The 17,288-nt window shown below is 67.7% G+C and carries 17 protein-coding genes, 1 tRNA gene, 1 other RNA gene and 1 riboswitch; of the genes, 6 read left to right on the top strand and 13 right to left on the bottom strand.

Features of this window, described 5'->3' with window-relative positions:
* Positions 1–63 precede the first annotated feature (63 nt).
* Positions 64–1,191 (bottom strand): glutamine-hydrolyzing carbamoyl-phosphate synthase small subunit, encoded by a 1,128-nt coding sequence (gene carA / locus VFH59_RS02250; protein ID WP_325163262.1) that lies wholly within the window; start codon positions 1,189–1,191, stop codon positions 64–66.
* A 209-nt stretch (positions 1,192–1,400) separates the two neighbouring features.
* On the opposite strand from carA, the gene VFH59_RS02245 reads away from it, so the two are divergent.
* The gene (locus tag VFH59_RS02245; RefSeq protein WP_325163261.1) at positions 1,401–2,096 is read left to right on the top strand and encodes a 2OG-Fe(II) oxygenase; all 696 of its coding nucleotides are present in this window, start codon (positions 1,401–1,403) and stop codon (positions 2,094–2,096) included.
* 3 nt (positions 2,097–2,099) lie between these two features.
* Here VFH59_RS02245 and VFH59_RS02240 read toward each other — a convergent pair whose 3' ends face one another.
* The 6 genes from VFH59_RS02240 to hrcA form a co-directional block, all read right to left on the bottom strand.
* On the bottom strand, positions 2,100–3,098 hold the full coding sequence (locus tag VFH59_RS02240; RefSeq protein ID WP_325163260.1) for a sodium:calcium antiporter: 999 nt from the start codon (positions 3,096–3,098) through the stop codon (positions 2,100–2,102).
* A 96-nt stretch (positions 3,099–3,194) separates the two neighbouring features.
* A riboswitch (yybP-ykoY riboswitch) is annotated at positions 3,195–3,332 on the bottom strand.
* Between the two features lie 116 nt (positions 3,333–3,448).
* Entirely contained in the window at positions 3,449–4,243 is a 795-nt protein-coding gene (dapB, locus tag VFH59_RS02235) for a 4-hydroxy-tetrahydrodipicolinate reductase (protein ID WP_325163259.1), read from the bottom strand.
* Between the two features lie 139 nt (positions 4,244–4,382).
* Positions 4,383–5,513 carry a molecular chaperone DnaJ gene (gene dnaJ, locus VFH59_RS02230; protein WP_325163258.1) on the bottom strand — a complete coding sequence of 377 codons (1,131 nt, stop codon included), beginning with the start codon at positions 5,511–5,513 and terminating at the stop codon, positions 4,383–4,385.
* Positions 5,514–5,636: 123 nt separating this feature from the next.
* Positions 5,637–7,553: a molecular chaperone DnaK gene (gene dnaK / locus VFH59_RS02225; protein WP_325163257.1), complete on the bottom strand. Its 1,917-nt coding sequence runs from the start codon at positions 7,551–7,553 to the stop codon at positions 5,637–5,639.
* A gap of 118 nt (positions 7,554–7,671) precedes the next feature.
* Positions 7,672–8,193: a nucleotide exchange factor GrpE gene (grpE, locus tag VFH59_RS02220; protein WP_325163256.1), complete on the bottom strand. Its 522-nt coding sequence runs from the start codon at positions 8,191–8,193 to the stop codon at positions 7,672–7,674.
* Between the two features lie 82 nt (positions 8,194–8,275).
* Positions 8,276–9,337, bottom strand: a complete 1,062-nt coding sequence (gene hrcA, locus VFH59_RS02215; RefSeq protein WP_325163255.1) for a heat-inducible transcriptional repressor HrcA — start codon at positions 9,335–9,337, stop codon at positions 8,276–8,278.
* A 116-nt stretch (positions 9,338–9,453) separates the two neighbouring features.
* Between hrcA and recN the strand changes: the two genes are divergently transcribed.
* Positions 9,454–11,127, top strand: a complete 1,674-nt coding sequence (gene recN / locus VFH59_RS02210) for a DNA repair protein RecN (protein ID WP_325163254.1) — start codon at positions 9,454–9,456, stop codon at positions 11,125–11,127.
* Between the two features lie 62 nt (positions 11,128–11,189).
* On the opposite strand, the gene VFH59_RS02205 is transcribed toward recN, so the two are convergent.
* The gene (locus tag VFH59_RS02205; RefSeq protein WP_325163253.1) at positions 11,190–11,828 is read right to left on the bottom strand and encodes a response regulator transcription factor; all 639 of its coding nucleotides are present in this window, start codon (positions 11,826–11,828) and stop codon (positions 11,190–11,192) included.
* A gap of 195 nt (positions 11,829–12,023) precedes the next feature.
* Between VFH59_RS02205 and VFH59_RS02200 the strand changes: the two genes are divergently transcribed.
* Positions 12,024–13,619 (top strand): MASE1 domain-containing sensor histidine kinase, encoded by a 1,596-nt coding sequence (locus VFH59_RS02200; RefSeq protein ID WP_325163252.1) that lies wholly within the window; start codon positions 12,024–12,026, stop codon positions 13,617–13,619.
* Between the two features lie 310 nt (positions 13,620–13,929).
* On the opposite strand, the gene fur is transcribed toward VFH59_RS02200, so the two are convergent.
* Positions 13,930–14,346, bottom strand: a complete 417-nt coding sequence (fur, locus tag VFH59_RS02195; RefSeq protein ID WP_325163250.1) for a ferric iron uptake transcriptional regulator — start codon at positions 14,344–14,346, stop codon at positions 13,930–13,932.
* A gap of 76 nt (positions 14,347–14,422) precedes the next feature.
* On the opposite strand from fur, the gene VFH59_RS02190 reads away from it, so the two are divergent.
* The gene (locus VFH59_RS02190) at positions 14,423–14,875 is read left to right on the top strand and encodes an outer membrane protein assembly factor BamE (protein WP_325163249.1); all 453 of its coding nucleotides are present in this window, start codon (positions 14,423–14,425) and stop codon (positions 14,873–14,875) included.
* 1 nt (position 14,876) lies between these two features.
* Here VFH59_RS02190 and VFH59_RS02185 read toward each other — a convergent pair whose 3' ends face one another.
* Positions 14,877–15,143 (bottom strand): RnfH family protein, encoded by a 267-nt coding sequence (locus VFH59_RS02185; protein ID WP_325163248.1) that lies wholly within the window; start codon positions 15,141–15,143, stop codon positions 14,877–14,879.
* Positions 15,136–15,564, bottom strand: coding sequence for a type II toxin-antitoxin system RatA family toxin (locus VFH59_RS02180; RefSeq protein ID WP_325163247.1), 429 nt, complete (start codon positions 15,562–15,564; stop codon positions 15,136–15,138). The genes VFH59_RS02185 and VFH59_RS02180 overlap by 8 nt, the downstream gene beginning before the upstream one ends.
* A gap of 67 nt (positions 15,565–15,631) precedes the next feature.
* On the opposite strand from VFH59_RS02180, the gene smpB reads away from it, so the two are divergent.
* Both smpB and ssrA read left to right on the top strand, forming a co-directional pair.
* Positions 15,632–16,123, top strand: a complete 492-nt coding sequence (gene smpB, locus VFH59_RS02175) for an SsrA-binding protein SmpB (RefSeq protein ID WP_325163246.1) — start codon at positions 15,632–15,634, stop codon at positions 16,121–16,123.
* Between the two features lie 78 nt (positions 16,124–16,201).
* Positions 16,202–16,553, top strand: a transfer-messenger RNA (tmRNA) gene (gene ssrA / locus VFH59_RS02170).
* Between the two features lie 78 nt (positions 16,554–16,631).
* Here ssrA and VFH59_RS02165 read toward each other — a convergent pair.
* Together VFH59_RS02165 and VFH59_RS02160 are read right to left on the bottom strand one after the other, a co-directional pair.
* Complete coding sequence (locus VFH59_RS02165; protein ID WP_325163245.1) at positions 16,632–17,087, bottom strand: response regulator; 456 nt, start codon at positions 17,085–17,087, stop codon at positions 16,632–16,634.
* Positions 17,088–17,105: 18 nt separating this feature from the next.
* Positions 17,106–17,192, bottom strand: a tRNA-Leu gene (locus VFH59_RS02160).
* Positions 17,193–17,288: the final 96 nt, after the last annotated feature.

The following is a 17,288-nucleotide window of genomic DNA, read 5'->3' as shown; positions in this document are numbered from 1 at the left end:
GGCCGATCACGATCGGGCCGGCGCCGATGATCAGCACGCTCTTGATGTCGGTGCGCTTGGGCATTAGCGGGCCTCCTGCATGAGCTGCGCGAAGCGCGCGAAGAGATAGCCGACGTCATGCGGGCCGGGCGCCGCTTCCGGATGGCCCTGGAAGCAGAACGCCGGGCGGTCGGTCAGCGCGAAGCCCTGCAGCGACCCGTCGAACAGCGAGGTGTGGGTGATGCGCACGTTGGCCGGCAGCGTGGCCGGATCCACCGCGAAGCCGTGGTTCTGGCTGGTGATCAGCACGCGGCCGTCATCGAGGTCCTTCACCGGATGGTTGGCGCCGTGGTGGCCAAACTTCATCTTGAGCGTCTTCGCGCCCAGCGCCAGCCCCATCAACTGGTGGCCCAGGCAGATGCCGAACAGCGGGACCTTCGCGTCCAGGAAGGCGCGCGTCGCGGCGATGGCATAGTCGCAGGCGGCCGGGTCGCCGGGGCCATTGGACAGGAACACGCCATCGGGCTTCATCGCCAGCACCTCGGCGGCGGGCGTCTGCGCCGGCACCACGGTGATGTCGCAGCCATGGCTGGCCAGCAGCCGCAGGATGTTGAGCTTGGTGCCGTAGTCGTAGGCCACCACTTTGTACCGCGTGGCCGGCTGGGTGAAGGCGACATGGTCGAGGTCGTACAAGCCTTCGGTCCAGTGGTAGGGCTCGCGCACGCTGACCACTTTGGCCAGGTCCATGCCATTGAGGCCGGGGAAAGCGCGCGCCTTGGCCAGCGCCGTCTCGGCGTCGACGCCCTCGCCGGCCAGAATGCAGCCGTTCTGCGCGCCCTTGTCGCGCAGGATGCGGGTCAGCCGGCGGGTGTCGAGGCCGGCGATCGCCACGATGCCCTGGCGGGCGAGGTAGTCGGGCAGGCTTTCGGTGCTGCGCCAGTTGCTCGGCCGGCGCGGCACGTCGCGCACGATCAGGCCGGCGGCCTGCACTCGGGTCGATTCCGCGTCTGCCGGGTTCACACCGGTGTTGCCGACGTGGGGGTATGTCAGGGTGACGATCTGGCGGGCGTAGGAGGGATCGGTGAGGATCTCCTGGTAGCCCGTCATCGCCGTATTGAAAACCACCTCGCCGACGGTTTCGCCAGTCGCGCCCACGGCGTGGCCGTGGAACACGCTGCCATCTTCGAGGGCAAGCAGAGCGGGAATGGGCATGGGGGCCGCCTTTAGGTGCAGCAAAGTCCGCAAGCCGCTGGAAGCAGGCTTGTGGACCTTGGGTCGGAAGAAGTCTCGGGCGGGACGCAATGATAGGTGCGGGGGCCGACCCTGTCCACCGCGCGGAGCGTGAACAAGGCATCTACGCGGGCCTCTGTGCGTGCTCGGCGCGCGCTAAACTGGCCGGCATCCGGCCCACGAAGCTGTCCATGAACGCCACCGTCTTGCTCGACCCTGCCCGCCTCGACCGCCCGGACACGGACGTGCGACAGGAACCGTTTCCGTTCCTGATCGCCCACGGCCAGTTGCCGGACGATGCGCGCAACGAGCTGGAGCGTGACTTCCCCCGCTATACCAGCGCCGGCTTCTTTCCCTACGACCCGGCCGATTGCGGCCCGTCGGTCAACGCGCTGGTGGCGGACCTGACGGCACCTGCCTTCGCCAGTGCGATCGGCGAGCGGCTGGGCATCGAGAACCTGGGTGGGTACCCGACGCTGGTGACGTTGTGCCGCTATCTCAACAAGCGCCACGGCACGATCCACACCGACAGCAAGTCTAAGGTCGCCACCGCCCTGCTCTACCTCAACCGTCAATGGCCGGACAGCAGCGAAGGGTGCCTGCGTTTTCTTCGCCGCATCGACGACATCGACGACCTGGTGGCGCCGGAGCTCACGCCCCTGTACGGCGAGTTCGCCGTGTTCAAGCGCTGCGACAACTCGTTCCATGGCCACCTGCCCTTCGAGGGGGAGCGCCGGGTCATCCAGGTCGCCTGGCTGACCAGCGAGGAGGAAAAGCTGCGCAAGACCCGGCGCGGCAAGTTCTCGCGCGGTTTCAAGCAACTGGTCGGTGCACTCGACCGTCGCTTCGGTGCGCGGCGTGCCCGCAACGCCGCGCACCGGGACTGACCGTCAGGCCAGGTGCCACGCCACGAACGCGGCGAAAACGCCGTACAGCAGTCCTACCGGTACCAGCCATCGTGCGTTGACGTGCCCGCGCTGGAACAGCCACCAGAGGTAGCCGACGGCCAGCGTGGTGAGCACCCCGGCGACGATCAGCGGCAGGTCGAACAGCCACGGCGTGAAGAACAGCGCCAGCGAGCTGGGAATGGTCGCCTGGATCATCATCGCGCCTGAAATGTTTGCCAGCGCCAGGCGCTCCTTGCCCTGGCGCACCCAGATGAGCGCGTTGACGGTCTCGGGCAGCTCGGTGGCCACGGGGCTCAACACCAGTGCCACCACGTGCGCCGACAGGCCCAGGGCCAGCCCGATGGCTTCCATCTGCGTGACGAAGACGCGCGAGGCGACCGCGATCACGACCAGCGCCAGCACACTCTGCCCGACCACCCTCCACATCGACGGGTCGGCCGCGTGCGGCTGGAACTTCAGCGGCTCCAGTTCCTCCTCGTCCGCCGCCATGTCGCCGCTTTTCAGCTCGCGCCAGACGTAGAGAGCGTAGGCCGCGATGAACAGCACGCCAAGCCACGGCTTCAGGGCGAAAGCCACCAGGCCCAGCGCGCACTTGACCACGAAAATGGACAGGAACCATCGCTGGTCGCGCGCGAGCCGTGCGTTGTCCACCTTCACGATCGCATCGGGGCGCCTCAGCCGGCGACGGTGCTTCCACAGGGCGGCGCCGACCACCGCATAGGCGATCGTGCCCAGTACCAGCGGCCCGCCCAGGGCCGCACCGACACCGATGCCACGTTGCTCGGGCGTGTGCCCGAACACCACGGCGATGAAGGTCACGGCACTCTCGGGCAGTGCAGTGCCGAACGCGGCGAGTACGGTCCCGGTGGCGGTGGCATCCAGCCGGCATTTGCGACCGAGCCACTCGATGCCGTTGACGAAGTACTCGCAGGCGGCATAGATCGCCCCGGCGGAAAGCAGGAACCACAAGGTGGTGAGCATCAAGGCAGATCCGGCCGGGCGAGCAGGAAACCGTTGGCGCGACGATGCGGCCCGCCCGGCGAGGGTTCGAGGCACATCGTGGCCAAAGGTCTCGCCGGGCGCGCGTTCCGCCGTGAGGCGGCGCGACCATCCACGCCATGGAGCGTCGGCTCCAAGTCTGTTGACGTGGATTCCTCGGGGAACGAAGGCACACGGCCCTCGGGGTGAGGATGGCTACTCCCCAATGACAACGGGCGGCATGTTAGCGGCGCCATGCTGGCGGGACAAGCATCTGCCTGGGCGGACACGCGATCGGGTTTCAAACCCGCACCGGGTTGTCCGGGCACGGTGAAGCGAGTTGCCGCTCCCAACTACGCACGCAGCCGCGCAGCCAGCATCGACTCGAGGTCATAGGCACCCGGCGGCTTGGCATGCAGCCAGTGCGCGGCCTCGATTGCGCCGCGCGCGAAGATGCTGCGGTCGGTGGCCCGGTGGGCCAGCTCCACCCGTTCGCCGCTGCCGATCAGCATGGCCGTGTGTTCTCCCACGATGTCGCCGCCGCGCACCACCGCGAAACCGATGCTCCCTGCCCGCCGTGCACCTTCACGCGAGCCGGTGACCCCGTCCCGTGCGAGCGTGCTACCGCGCGCCGCGGCCGCAGCCTCGCCGAGCGAGAGCGCAGTGCCGGAGGGAGCATCCGTCTTGCGGCCGTGGTGCGCCTCCACGATCTCCAGGTCCCACTCCGGCAATGCAGCCGCCGCATCGCGCAGCAGCCGGGTGAGCACCGCGACGCCCAGGCTGAAGTTGCTCGCGTGCATCACGGCGATGCGCGAGGCTGCCATTGCCACGCGTGCCTTGAGTGCCGCATCGGTGCCGGTGGTGCCGCTGACCAGCGGCACGCCACGGCCAGTGCAGTAGTCCAAGGCGGCGGCCAGCCCATCGGGGCCGCTGAAGTCGATGACGGCATCCGGCGGGTCCTGTGGCCACTCGGCCACGAAACACGGACTGGCGCGGTCATGCCAGACGCGTTCGCCCTGCTGCGGCATGCCGGGCGCGATTACCGCAGCCACGACCTCGAAGCGGCCGTCGTCACGCAGAAGGTCGAGCAACACCCGCCCCATGCGGCCTGCGGCGCCGTTGACGGCAAGGCGTATCGGTGGGGTCATCGCGGGGTTCCATGCATTCTGAAGCGCTAGCGTAACCGGGAGAACGAAGCCACGCATTCACCGCAAGCGCGCGCCATCCGGCCCGCGAGCAGATGCCTGCCCGCGCAGGGAAGTGGTCGGTATCGGTGCGGCGTCTGGCCTACGAGGTGACGCGCGAGAGGAAGTCCTTGACCCCGTCGACCCAGCTCTTGGCGCGCGGGGTGTGCGCATCGGGTTCGCCCTCGCTGAAGCTGGCCTCGAGCTTCTCGAGCAGTTCGCGTTGCTCGCGGGTCAGGCGCACCGGGGTCTCCACCACGACGCGGCAGAACAGATCGCCGATGCGGCCGGAGCGCACCGATTTCACGCCGCGCCCGCGCAGCCGGAAACTCTGCCCGGTCTGGGTTTCGGGCGGGATCGACACGGGCACCTCGCCTTCCAGCGTGGGGACCTTGAGCTCCGCGCCCAGCGCCGCCTGCGCGAAGCGGATGGGCACTTCGCAATGCAGATCGTTGCCGTCGCGCTGGAAGATCGCATGCTCGCGCACCCGCACGTCGACGTACAGATCGCCCGGCTCGGCGCCGGCCGGGCCGGCCTCTCCCTGCCCGGACAGCCGGATGCGGTCGCCGTTGTCCACGCCGGCCGGAATGCGCACCGACAGCGTGCGGGCCTCTTCCAGCAGGCCTTCGCCGCGGCAGGCCTTGCAGGGCTTCTCGATGGTGTGGCCGCTGCCGCCGCAATGCGGGCAGGCCTGCTGGATCGAAAAGATGCCGTTCTGCATGCGCACGCGCCCGTGCCCATGGCACGTCTTGCACTGCACCGTCTTGCCGTCCGCCGAACCGCTGCCGTTGCAGTGGTGGCAGTTGACCTGGGTAGGAATCTGGATCGTCTTCTCGATGCCAAAGACCGCATCTTCGAGATCGAGCTCCATCACGTAGCGCAGGTCCGCGCCGCGGCGTGGCCGCCCGCGACCGCCGCCCATGCCGAAGATGTCGCCGAAGATGTCCCCGAAGATGTCGCCCATGTCGCCGAAGCCACCGCGCCCGCCCATGCCGCCTTCAAAGGCGGCATGGCCGTGCTGGTCATACATGGAACGCTTCTGGGGATCGGCCAGGAACTCGTAGGCCTCCTTGGCCTCCTTGAACTTCTCCTGCGCGGTGGGATCGTCCGGGCAGCGGTCCGGGTGGTATTTCATTGCCAACCGGCGGAAGGATTTCTTGAGCTCGACCTCGGTGACGGTGCGCTCGACACCGAGCACCTCGTAGTAATCGCGCTTTCCCGTTGCTGCATTCATGACTTGAACCAAACCCCTGCTCTGCCCTTTTCGACCCGCGGATCCGCCCGATCAACAAACAGCCCGCGCCGGCCATGATAGCCGGCGCGGGCTGCTCTTACGGGCGGCGCCGACTTTCCAGGATTACTTCTTCTCGTCCTTGACCTCGGTGAACTCGGCATCGACCACGTCGTCGGGCTGGGCGGAACCGCCGCCCGGCGCAGCCTGGGGACCCGCTTCCGCGCCGCCGCCCTGTGCCGCGGCATAGAGTGCCTGTGCGGCCTGCTCGAGCTTCTGCATCTTCGCTTCGATCTGCGCCTTGTCGTCGCCGTCCTTGATCTTCTCGAGCTCGGAAAGGGCTTCCTCGATCGAGCCGATCTGCGCACCGACCTTGCCGCCGTGCTCCTTCAGCGCGCTACGGGTGGCGTGCACCAGCTGGTCGGCCTTGTTGCGCGTGGCGACCAGCTCGTGGAACTTGCGGTCTTCCTCCTTGTTCGCCTCGGCGTCCGCGACCATCCGCTTGATCTCGTCCTCGGACAGGCCCGAACCGGCCTTGATCTCGATCTTCTGTTCCTTGCCGGTCTTCTTGTCCTTGGCCGACACGTGCAGGATGCCGTTGGCGTCGATGTCGAACGTGACCTCGATCTGCGGCATGCCACGCGGCGCCGGATCGATGCCGGTGAGGTCGAAGCGGCCCAGCGACTTGTTCGCGCTGGCGCGCTCGCGCTCACCCTGCAGCACGTGCACCGTCACGGCAGTCTGGTTGTCGTCGGCGGTGGAGAAGGTCTGCGAGGCCTTGGTCGGCACCGTGGTGTTCTTCTCGATCAGCTTGGTCATCACGCCGCCCATCGTCTCGATGCCGAGCGACAGCGGGGTGACGTCCAGCAGCAGCACGTCCTTGACCGAACCACCCAGCACGCCACCCTGGATCGCCGCGCCGACGGCGACGGCCTCGTCCGGGTTGACGTCCTTGCGCGGCTCCTTGCCGAAGAAGTCCTTGACCGACTCCTGCACCTTGGGCATGCGGGTCTGGCCGCCGACCAGGATCACCTCGTTGATGTCGGACACCCGCAGGCCGGCGTCGTTGAGCGCGATGCGGCACGGCTCGATGGTGCGCTTGACCAGGTCTTCGACCAGCGCCTCGAGCTTGGCGCGGGTCAGCTTGATGTTCAGATGCTTCGGACCGGAGGCGTCGGCCGTCACGTACGGCAGGTTCACCTCGGTCTGGTGCGCGGAAGAGAGCTCGATCTTGGCGCGCTCGGCCGCGTCCTTCAGGCGCTGCAGCGCCAGCGGATCCTTGCGCAGGTCGATGCCCTGGTCCTTCTGGAACTCGTCGACCAGATAGTCGATCACGCGCTTGTCGAAGTCCTCGCCGCCGAGGAAGGTGTCGCCGTTGGTGGCCAGCACTTCGAACTGCTTCTCGCCGTCGACTTCGGCGATCTCGATGATCGACACGTCGAAGGTGCCGCCGCCCAGGTCGTACACCGCGATCTTGCGGTCACCGCCCTTCTTGTCCAGGCCATAGGCCAGCGCGGCCGCGGTCGGCTCGTTGATGATGCGCTTGACCTCCAGGCCGGCGATGCGGCCGGCATCCTTGGTCGCCTGGCGCTGGCTGTCGTTGAAGTACGCCGGCACCGTGATCACCGCCTCGGTGACCGGCTCGCCGAGATAGTCCTCGGCGGTCTTCTTCATCTTCATCAGCACCTTGGCCGAGATTTCCTGCGGCGCCATCTTCTTGCCGTCGGAGGTCTCCACCCAGGCGTCGCCATTCTCGTGGGCAACGATGCCGTACGGCACGATGTGCAGGTCTTTCTGGACCTCGGCGTCGGTGAACTTGCGGCCGATCAGGCGCTTGACCGCATAGAACGTGTTCTTCGGGTTGGTCACGCTCTGGCGCTTGGCCGGCGCGCCCACCAGGACCTCGTTGTCCTTGCTGAAGGCGACGATGGACGGCGTGGTGCGATCGCCTTCGGCGTTCTCGATCACCTTCGCGGTGCTGCCGTCCATCACGGCGACGCAGGACTTGGTGGTACCCAGGTCGATGCCGATGATCTTGCCCATAGTTCTAAGCTCCGATGCTTTCTAGGCGGCCCCCGCGGCCGCGATGGTTTTCCAGATGGTGGCCCGCGTCCGGCGATTCAATGCCGCGGGGCCGCCTGTGTGTTCAGCGCGCGATGTGTCAGTCCTTGGCCACGGCGACCAGCGCCGGACGCAGCAACCGGTCGTTGAGCACGTAGCCCTTCTGCAGCACGGTCACCACGGTACCGGGCGCCGTGCCCGGCGCCTCGACCATGCTCACGGCGTGGTGCCGCTCCGGGTCCAGCGGCTGGCCCACCGGATCGACCGGTACCAGCCCGTGGCTCTCGGCCACCTTCAGCAGCGCCTTCAGCGTGAGCGCCAGGCCCTCACGCACCGCGGCCGCGTCCCCGCTCTCGATCGCCAGCCCTCGTTCCAGGCTGTCGTAGACCGGCAGCAACTCGTTGAGCAGCTTCTCGTTGGCAAAGCGACGCGCCTGCTCCAGATCACGATGCAGGCGCCGGCGCTGGTTCTCCAGCTCCGCGTGTTCGCGCAGGACGGATTCCCGCAGCTCGGCGTTGCTTGCCTCCAGTTCGGCGATCCGCGCCTGCTGGGCGTCGACTCCCGCCGCCTCCGGGGAACCGGGTTCCTGCACCTGATCCGGCGTCTGCTCGTTGTTCTGCATGTGTTACTCCCAAACGAAAATCCGGGCCGGCACCTCCGTGCCGACCACCGAAAAACTGCGGGAAACCCGCCCTCCGGGGCGGTTATAGGGACGTCGCGGCGCGATTCAAGGCGTCGCTGAGCAATCCGGCAGTCGCCTGGACCACCGGAATGACCCGTTCGTAGGCCATCCGGGTCGGCCCGATCACGCCCACCGCGCCCAGCATCCGGCCCTGCACGCCATAGCTGGCGGTCACGACGCTGCAGCCGTCCAGCGCCGCGAACCCCGATTCCTCGCCGATGAACAGCCGCACGCCCGGGGCCCGGGCGCAGACCTCCATCAGCTGCAGCAGCTCGCTCTTCTTCTGGAATGCCTCGAACAGTTCCTTCAGGCGTTCCAGATCCGCCAGCTCCGCATAGGACATCAGGTTGGTCTGGCCGCTGACCAGCACGTCCTCGCCGCCGTTCTGCGGCGCGAAGGATGCGGCGGCCAACTCGGTGGCGCTGGCCACCAGCCGGTTCAGCTCGCTGCCGGCCTCGCGCAGCTCGCGCAGCAGGTGGGCGCGTATGTCGTCCACGCGCAATCCGGCGAAGTGCGCGTTGATGTAGTTCGCTGCCTGCTCCAGCTCGCGGCCGTCCAGCGGCTTGGCCAGCTGCACGATGCGGTTCTGCACCTGGTTGTCCGAAAACACCAGGATCACCAGCACGCGCGCGTCCGGCAGCGGCACGAAATCGATGTGGCGCAGGGGGAAATCGCCCTGGCGGGGCACGGTGACGACCCCGGCGAAGTGGGTCATGGCCGAGAGCAGCGTCGAGACGTTGCCCAGCAGGTCGCGGGTGGTGGTCGGTCCTGGCGGCAGCTCGCGCTTGAGGCGCGCCATGTCCTCGCGCGGCAGCGGCTGCAGCTCAATCAGGCTGTCGACGAACAGGCGCAGCCCGCGGGGCGTGGGCACGCGCCCGGCCGAGGTGTGCGGCGAGGCGACCAGGCCGGCATCCTCCAGGTCCGCCATGATGTTGCGGATGGTCGCCGGGCTCACGTCCAGCCCGGAGGAGCGCGACAGGGTGCGCGATCCCACCGGCTCGCCGTCGGCCAGGTACTGCGCGATCAGCGTGCGCAGCAGGCGGCGGGCGCGGGCGTCGAGGTCGTGGCCGTGGGATCGGTTCATGCGCTGTGGCAAACGGTGAGACGGCAGACAAATAAGGTGTCGTCCCGCAGTTTGCAAGAAAGCCGGCCGCGGCGGTAGCCACGCTGCGTGCGCTTCTCCCCTTACAATTGCACCCTATGCTCACAGCTCTCTACGTCCGTCATTTCGCCGTCGTCGAAGAAGCCGACATCGCTTTCGGGCCAGGCCTGACCGTGGTCAGCGGCGAGACGGGCGCCGGCAAGTCGCTGCTCGTCGACGCGCTGATGCTGCTGGCAGGCGCGCGCGCCGACAGCGGCATGGTGCGCGAAGGCTGCGACCGGGCCGAACTGACTGCCGAGTTCGACCTCGCCGCCCTGCCCGAGGCGCGAGCCTGGCTGGAGCGGGAGGAGCTGGATGACGAGGGAGCCTGCCAGCTGCGGCGCGTGATCCGTGCCGAGGGCAGCTCGCGCGCCTGGATCAATGGCCGACCGGCCAACGCCAGCCAGCTCGGCGAACTGGCTACGCTGCTGGTGGAGATCCACGGCCAGCACGAGCACCAGGCGCTGTTGTCGCGTGGGCACCAGCTCGACCTGCTCGATGCTTACGCCGGCAACGAGGAGCGGGTAGCACAGGTCCGCGGTCTGGCCACGCAGTGGCGCGAGCTGGGCGCACGCATCCGCAAGCTGAGTGGCGGCGAAGACCGTGAGCACCGCCTGGAGCTGTTGCGCCACGAGGTTGGCGAACTCGAGCGCTGGGCGCTGCCGGCGCCCGAACTGGCCGACCTCGAGGCCAGCCACAAGCGCCTGGCCAATGCCGGCCGACTGGCCGAGGGCACCGCGGGCGTGGTGGAGCTGCTCGACGGTGACAGCGAATTCGCCCTTCGCCGCGCCCTCGGCCGGGCGCACGGCGAGCTCGGCAAGCTTGCCGCCATCGACCCGCGCCTCGCGCCGCTGCTGGATCTGCTGGACAACGCCGAGATCCAGCTGGGCGAGGCGTCCGACGGCCTTGCGCGCTACGCCCAGGATGTCGACCTGGACCCGGAGCGCTACGCCGAAGTCGACGTCCACCTCACCCGGTTGCACGAACTGGCCCGGCGCCACCGCCTGCCGGTCGCCGACCTGCACGAACGGCTGGGCACGCTGCAGGCGGAACTGGCCGAGCTGGAAGGCGCTGGCGACGCACTCGACCGGCTCGCCAGCGAACGCTCGCGACTGGAGCGCGATTACGCCAGGGCCGCCGACTCGCTGGGCGAGGCCCGCCGCACGGCGGCTGCGCGCCTGGGCGAGGACGTCAGCGCCCTGATGGGCGAGCTGGGCATGGCCGGCGGCCGCCTGGTGGTCGAGCTGGAGCCGGTCGATGGCAGCGAGCCGGATGTGCAGGGGCGCGAGCGATGCGAGCTGCTGGTCAGCGCCAATCCCGGGCAGCCGCCCCGGGCGCTGCGCAAGGTCGCCTCCGGCGGCGAACTGGCGCGCATCAGCCTGGCCATCGAGGTGGCCACGCTGGGCAAGGACACGATCGGCTGCATGGTGTTCGACGAGGTCGATACGGGGATCGGCGGAGCTGTCGCCGAGGTGGTCGGGCAGAAACTGCGCGCGCTCGGCGCCGAGCGGCAGGTCCTGTGTGTCACCCACCTCCCGCAGGTCGCCGCGCAGGGCCACGCCCACCTGCGGGTGAGCAAGCGCACCGACGGCGACACGACGCGGACCCAGATCGACAAACTTGATGCGGCCGGCCGTCGCGACGAGCTGGCACGCATGCTGGGCGGGGTGGAAATCTCCCGCGAAACGAAGGCCCACGCAAGGCAGATGCTGGAGCGCGCGCAAAGCGCCTGACACTAGCTGCACCGCTGGTGGGCCGGCCTGCCGCATTCGCGGCAGTGGCCGGCCGATGCCCCTCAGTTCTTGCGTTCGGCCAGCAACCCGCGTTCGCTGGCCATCCGGTACAGGTCCAGTTCCGAACCGGCACCGAGCTTGCCCATCAGGCTGGCCCGGTGGATGTAGATGGTCTTCTGCCCGACGCCCAACACGGCGGCCACCTGCTTGGGTGCCTTGCCCGCAGCCAGCAGCAGGAACACCTCACGCTCGCGCGCGGTGAGGCGGTTGACCGGGTCGAGTGCCTCGCTGGGGCGCTCGGCCCGGCGCTGGCGGAGGTCCGAGCTCAGGAAGGTCTCGCCCTGCATCACCTGGCGCAACCCCGCCACCAGTTCTTCCGGCGCGGCGCCCTTGGTGACGTAACCACTGGCGCCGCGGCGCAGCGCCTCGGATACATAGGGCTCGCCGTCATGCATGCTCAGCACGACGATGTGCGTATCGGGTGCCAGGCTGTGCAGGTGTTCGATCAGCGGCAGGCCGCTGCCGTCCGGCAGCGACAGGTCCAGGGCGACCAGGTCCGGGTGACGCTGGTTGATCGCTTCCACGGCATCGTCCGCACAGCGGCACTCGGCGATGACCTCGAGATCCGGCTCCATCTCGATGAGCCTCTTGAAACCCTCGCGGACGATGGCGTGGTCGTCGACCAGAACGATGCTGTACATGGTGCCCCGCTGACTTCCTGGTTTTCGGGCGGTACGCGCCCATCGCATGATCGGCTCGCCCGCTTCGGACGCCGCCGCGTCCGGCCCTGCCGCCCGAGTCTATAAGAGAGCGGCCGCGCCTGCCCAAAGCCCGCTGGCGCTGGCCGCTGGCCGCTGGCCGCTGGCCGGGCGACAGTCGCATGTAACATCGAAACCATGCGATCGAAGCCCTTCTCCCTGCCTGACTCCGGCCCGCTGCTGGGCGTGGTCTACGTGCTGCTGTGGCTGGCGCTGCTGCCCACCCAGCAACCGTACTGGATGCTGCCCTTCGGCCTGCGCTTCGCGGCACTGCTGATCGTCCCGGTACGCCAGTGGTTCTGGCTGCTCGGGCTGGAGCTGGCGGTCACCGTGATCCTCGACCTGCGCACCGGGTTGCCGATGGGTTGGGAGACCTTCGTCATCGGCGACCTGCCGGAGCCGCTGATCATGGCCGTAGGCCTTTGGCTACTGCGTCGGGTCAACCTGCACGCCAGCCTGCGCGACCCGGAGGAAGCCACCCGCCTGCTGCTGTCGGCGGTACTGGTCGTGGGGGCCGTGGCGGCCACCGACGCGGTGCTGCTGGCACTGCTGCACGCGAGCGCCGCACCGGCGGCGATGATCCGCGCCCTGGGACGCGAGTTGCTGGGCAATTACCTGGGTGTGCTGCTGGTGGCGCCGCTGGCGATCATGCTGTTGCGTGCGCGCCCGAACAGGAAAATGGTCGCCAGCCTAGTGATGGACGGGCTGCTGGTGATGCTGCCGGCAATGGCCCTGCTGCTGATGCTTTCCGAACACGCCGCGCCGCAACCGGAGTTTGCACGCGTGCTTTCGCTGGCGCCGGTGCTGTTCTTCGCCTTCCGACACGGCTGGCGCGGTGCAACGCTGGCCATGTTGATCTCCTGCCTCGGCATGACTGCGGTGGATCACCAACCGGGCCATGCGCAGAGCGCCGCGGGCTACCTGTTCCTGGCCGTCGCCGGCACCGGCGCGCTGATGCTCGGCGCCGCGACCGACGCCCTGCGCCGCAGCAGCGAGCGGGTCGCCGAGCAGAACGTCTACCTGGGGGCAGTCAACCGCCGTCTCGACCAACTCGCCCGCCAGCTGCGCGATGCCGCCCGCGGCAATCTCCAGGCCGAGGAAAACCAGCGCCGGCACATGGCGGCCGAGCTTCACGACGAACTAGGCCAGAACATCACTGCGATCCAGACCCACATGAAGCTGGCACAGGTTCGCTTGCGCCAGGCAGGCCTTGAAGACATCAGCATTTCGATCAATACCATCCTCGGCTACATGCGCCGCGCCCTGCACCGCCTGCTGGACGACCTGCGCCCGGCCGTGCTGGACGAGTTCGGCCTCCTGCGAGCCCTCGACGAAGGTCCGATCCGCGACCTGCTGACCACTGCGGGCATCGCCTTCCATACCGACATGCGTGGCGACCCGCGGCTGCTGGACGAGGACACGCGCATCGCGGTGTACCGACTGGTACAGGAAAGCGCCACCAACGCAGTCAAGCACGCCCAGGCCAGCGAGTTCCGCCTGCGCCTGCGCATCGGCGAGCGCCACGGGATGCTGCTGGCGTTACTCGATATCCGCGACGACGGCGTGGGCCTGCCCAGCCGCCTGCCCCGCGGCGGCCGTGGCCTGCAAGGCATGCGCGACCGGGTCACCTCGCTCGGCGGGCTGTTCCGGCTGCGACCCGACCGCCAGGGTGTGCACCTGCGGATTTTGTTGCGGGGCAGCATGCCGGGCCGTGAACCCGGTCGGCTGGCATAGGAATTTTTCCAATACCGCAATCGTGAACAGCTCGTTAGCATGGACCCATCGATGTGGGGGAGCCGCCATCGCAAGATGGCGTGCCGTGGTCACCGTGGGGACGGTGGCCACGAAGAACGGCAGGATGCCGTTCCGCCGGAACCAACGGCGCAACCCGGCTGGCGAGCAATTCGCACTGCCGAGGCGCCGAGTGGTAACGGATCAGCCGTGGGTGGACAGGAGTCCTCCCGCGGCTTTTTTTTTGCGTCGGCCACCTGCATTGCAGTGACGAGCTGTGGATCGAGGCTCAGCGAGCCCGTGGACCGATGGATCAGCGACCCTTGCCCTTGGGCCGCACGTACAGCACCAGGCTGTGATCCTCCAGCACATAGCCGTGCTTGGCGGCAATCTCCTTCTGCAGCCGCTCGATCTCCTCGCTGACGAACTCGATGACCTTGCCGCTGTCTACGTCGATCATGTGGTCGTGGTGCTGTCCGCGGTCAAGCTCGTAGACGGCCTGGCCGCCTTCGAAGTTGTGCTTGACCACGATGCCCGCGGCCTCGAACTGGGTGAGCACGCGGTAGACGGTGGCCAAGCCTATATCTTCCTGGTCCGCGAGCAGTTTCTTGTAGACGTCTTCGGCGGTGAGGTGCTGGACGCCCTCTTCCTCGAAGATCTGCAGGATCCGCATGCGCGGGTGGGTGACCTTCAGGCCGACCCGGCGCAGCTCTCTGGTTTCCTGTTCCATAGCGGGGCTCCACGCACGGCGTACCTAGGCCGTTAGTGTATCATCGACACCTTCACGATCCGGACGCAAAACACGCATGCACAAGCTGATTCGCACGCTCGGTTCCGCCATGCTGGCGCTCTCGCTGGCGGGTTGTGGACTCGTCTATGTCCCCAACGTGCAGCAGGGCAACTTCCTGGACAAGAAGGACGTCGATCAGCTCAAGCCGGGTATGACCAAGCACCAGGTGCTGGTGCTGATGGGCTCGCCCTCGGTGCATACCCCGTTCAACGACAGCCGCTGGGACTATGTCTCCACCCAGCAGCACCGTGGCGGCCCGATCAAGATCCGCACCTTCACGCTGACCTTCAACAATGACACGCTGGTGCGCACCGAGGGCGACTTCTTCGCGCAGGATCCCGAGAAGATGCTCGAGGAGAGCAAGAAGCTCCACGTCAGCTACCCGGTGGACGAGACCCAGGGCGACAAGAGCAAGGACGGCAGCGAGGATGACGGCGCCACGCCTCCCGGCGACAGCGGTACGCCTTGAGTCAGCGGGCGCGCCGCCGCCGCGCCTCCTTCGGGTCCAGGGTCAGCGGCCGGTACACCTCCACCCGATCGCCGTCGCGAAGCGGTTGACCGGGCGGCACGCGCTTGCCGAAGATCCCCAGGCGTTCGGGATCGACCAATCCGGCGTCGTCGCCGAACCTCGCGGCGGCAACCGCGTCCGCCACGGTTGCTCCGGCGCCCAGCACCAGCCGCTGCAGCAGCGTACGCCGCGGCAACGCCAGCACCACCTCGACCGCGATCTCATCCATACGCGCGCTGCGCTTCGCGGCTGAAGTCCTCGACCATCCGGGTCGCCAGCGCCTGGAAGCCGAGCTTGATGGCGGTGGCGCCCAGGCCCACGTAGTCGAAATCCAGCTCAAAGGCGATCTTGCAGCCCTGTTCGCCCAAGGGAAGGAAGTTCCAGAGCCCGTCCAGGCTGCGAAACGGTCCTTCGACCAATTGCATGCGCAAGCGCTCCGGCGGCTCCGTGGTGTTGCGGGTAGTGAAGCTCTGCTTCAAGCCGGCGTATTTCAGGTCCAGTCGCGCCACCAGCACCTCGCCCTGGCGCTCGATCACCTGGGCGCCGGCACACCAGGAGAAGCGCTTTGGGTATGCTTCCACGTCGTTGACCAGATCGAACATTTGCGCCGGCGTGTAGTTGACCAGGGCGCTTCGTCGGATTTCGATCACGGCTACCTCTTCATCATCCGGATGCGACGACCTCCGTCGCATCCGCAAAGGCGCAAGTCTAGCGGACATGGCAAAAACGAAGGACAAGGACAAGCACGCCGGCGGCACTATCGCGCTAAACAAGCGCGCGCGCCACGAGTATCACATCGACCAGCGCTACGAGGCCGGCATCGCGCTCCAGGGCTGGGAGCTGAAGGCGCTGCGTGCCGGCCGCATCAACTTCGGCGATGGTTACGCGGTGGTGCTCAAGGGGGAGATCTTCCTGGTCGGCACCTCGATCCCGCCGCTGATCAGCGCCTCCACCCACGTCATCGCCGAGGACCGGCGCACGCGCAAGCTGCTGCTGCATAAGCAGGAGATCGACCAGCTTATCGGCGCGGTCGAGCGCAAGGGCTACACGCTGGTACCGATCGCGATGTACTGGAAGGGCAACAAGGTCAAGGTCGAGATCGGCCTGGCCCGCGGCAAGCAGGCGCACGACAAGCGCGACGCCGAGAAGGAGCGCGACTGGCAGCGCGAGAAGCAGCGCACCATGCGCGCGCACAACCGCGAGGCCTGAACGGCCGCCGGCGTGTGCATTGAAGCGCGCCATGCCGGCCCCATATACTTGTTCGACTGACCAACTCAGTTCTTCCCCGGGGGTGTCCTGGCTTCGACGGGGGTAGTGAGATGGCTTGGTGCATGCCGAGGGGGCAGCTTTCCTCGTAAATCCAGCCGCAAACTCATAGTTGCCAACGACGACAACTACGCTCTGGCCGCTTAAGGCCTAGCCCCGAACCCACTTGTGCCTGTGCTCGTGGATGTAGGGTCATTATCACGGGATCGCCCGAAGCCGCCGCCTGTCGGCCAGGGTCAAATCAAGCAGGCTGGTCCTTCGGCGCGCTTCGCACACCGTGCTGCCGCGGGACGAGATCCAACGGTGGGCTCAGCATGTAGTACCGGGCGTCAAGCGCCTTCGGACGCGGGTTCGACTCCCGCCACCTCCACCACTTCGGCATCCACGATGCCTGACCAGCCGGCACCGACGCGCAAGCGGGTGCCGGCTTTTCTTTTGGTCGACCGGCACCCTAGGGCCCGGCAAGCGCGCGGCGCACGCTTTCGCCCAGGCTCGCGCCGTCGTAGGGCTTGCACAGCACCGCGGCGCGCGGCCGCCCTTCCCGGCTTTCCAGTTCCGTGTCGCCGGTGGCGAAGACAAGGGCGATGTCCGGCTGCAGCTGGCGAGCGCGTTCGGCGAGCTCGGCACCCGACATGCCAGGTAACCCGATATCGGTAACCAGCACGTCGATCGGACGCTCCCGCAGTAAAGCCAGCGCGTCCGGGCCGTACTCGGCCTCCAGTACCTCGTAGCCGAGTTCCTGCAGCATGTCGGATGCGTCCATGCGGATGAGCGCGTCATCCTCCACCAGCAGGACGGTCAGCGCACCGGGGACAAGCGGCGTGCCCGTCGCGGGACCGGATGCCGGGACAGCCCCGGATGCAGCCTCGCAGCGGCCCTGAACGTCGAAAATGTGGGGATCGGACATGTAAGTGAGGATCGTCGGTGGTGCCCGGAGCGGGGGTCGAACCCGCATACCCGCGAGGGTGAGGGATTTTAAGTCCCTTGCGTCTACCAGTTTCGCCATCCGGGCATAAGGCAGGGATCGTAACACCCGCCTGCCGTGACAGGGCCGATCGCGGGTGATGCTTCCAGTGGACCGCGGGCAAGGCGCCCTGGGGAAGCGGGC

Source organism: Frateuria sp. (assembly GCF_035695185.1).
In the GTDB taxonomy this organism is placed as follows: domain Bacteria; phylum Pseudomonadota; class Gammaproteobacteria; order Xanthomonadales; family Rhodanobacteraceae; genus Frateuria_A.
Note: the sequence above shows the minus strand (reverse complement) of the source record. Positions and strands in the feature narration are given on the sequence as shown.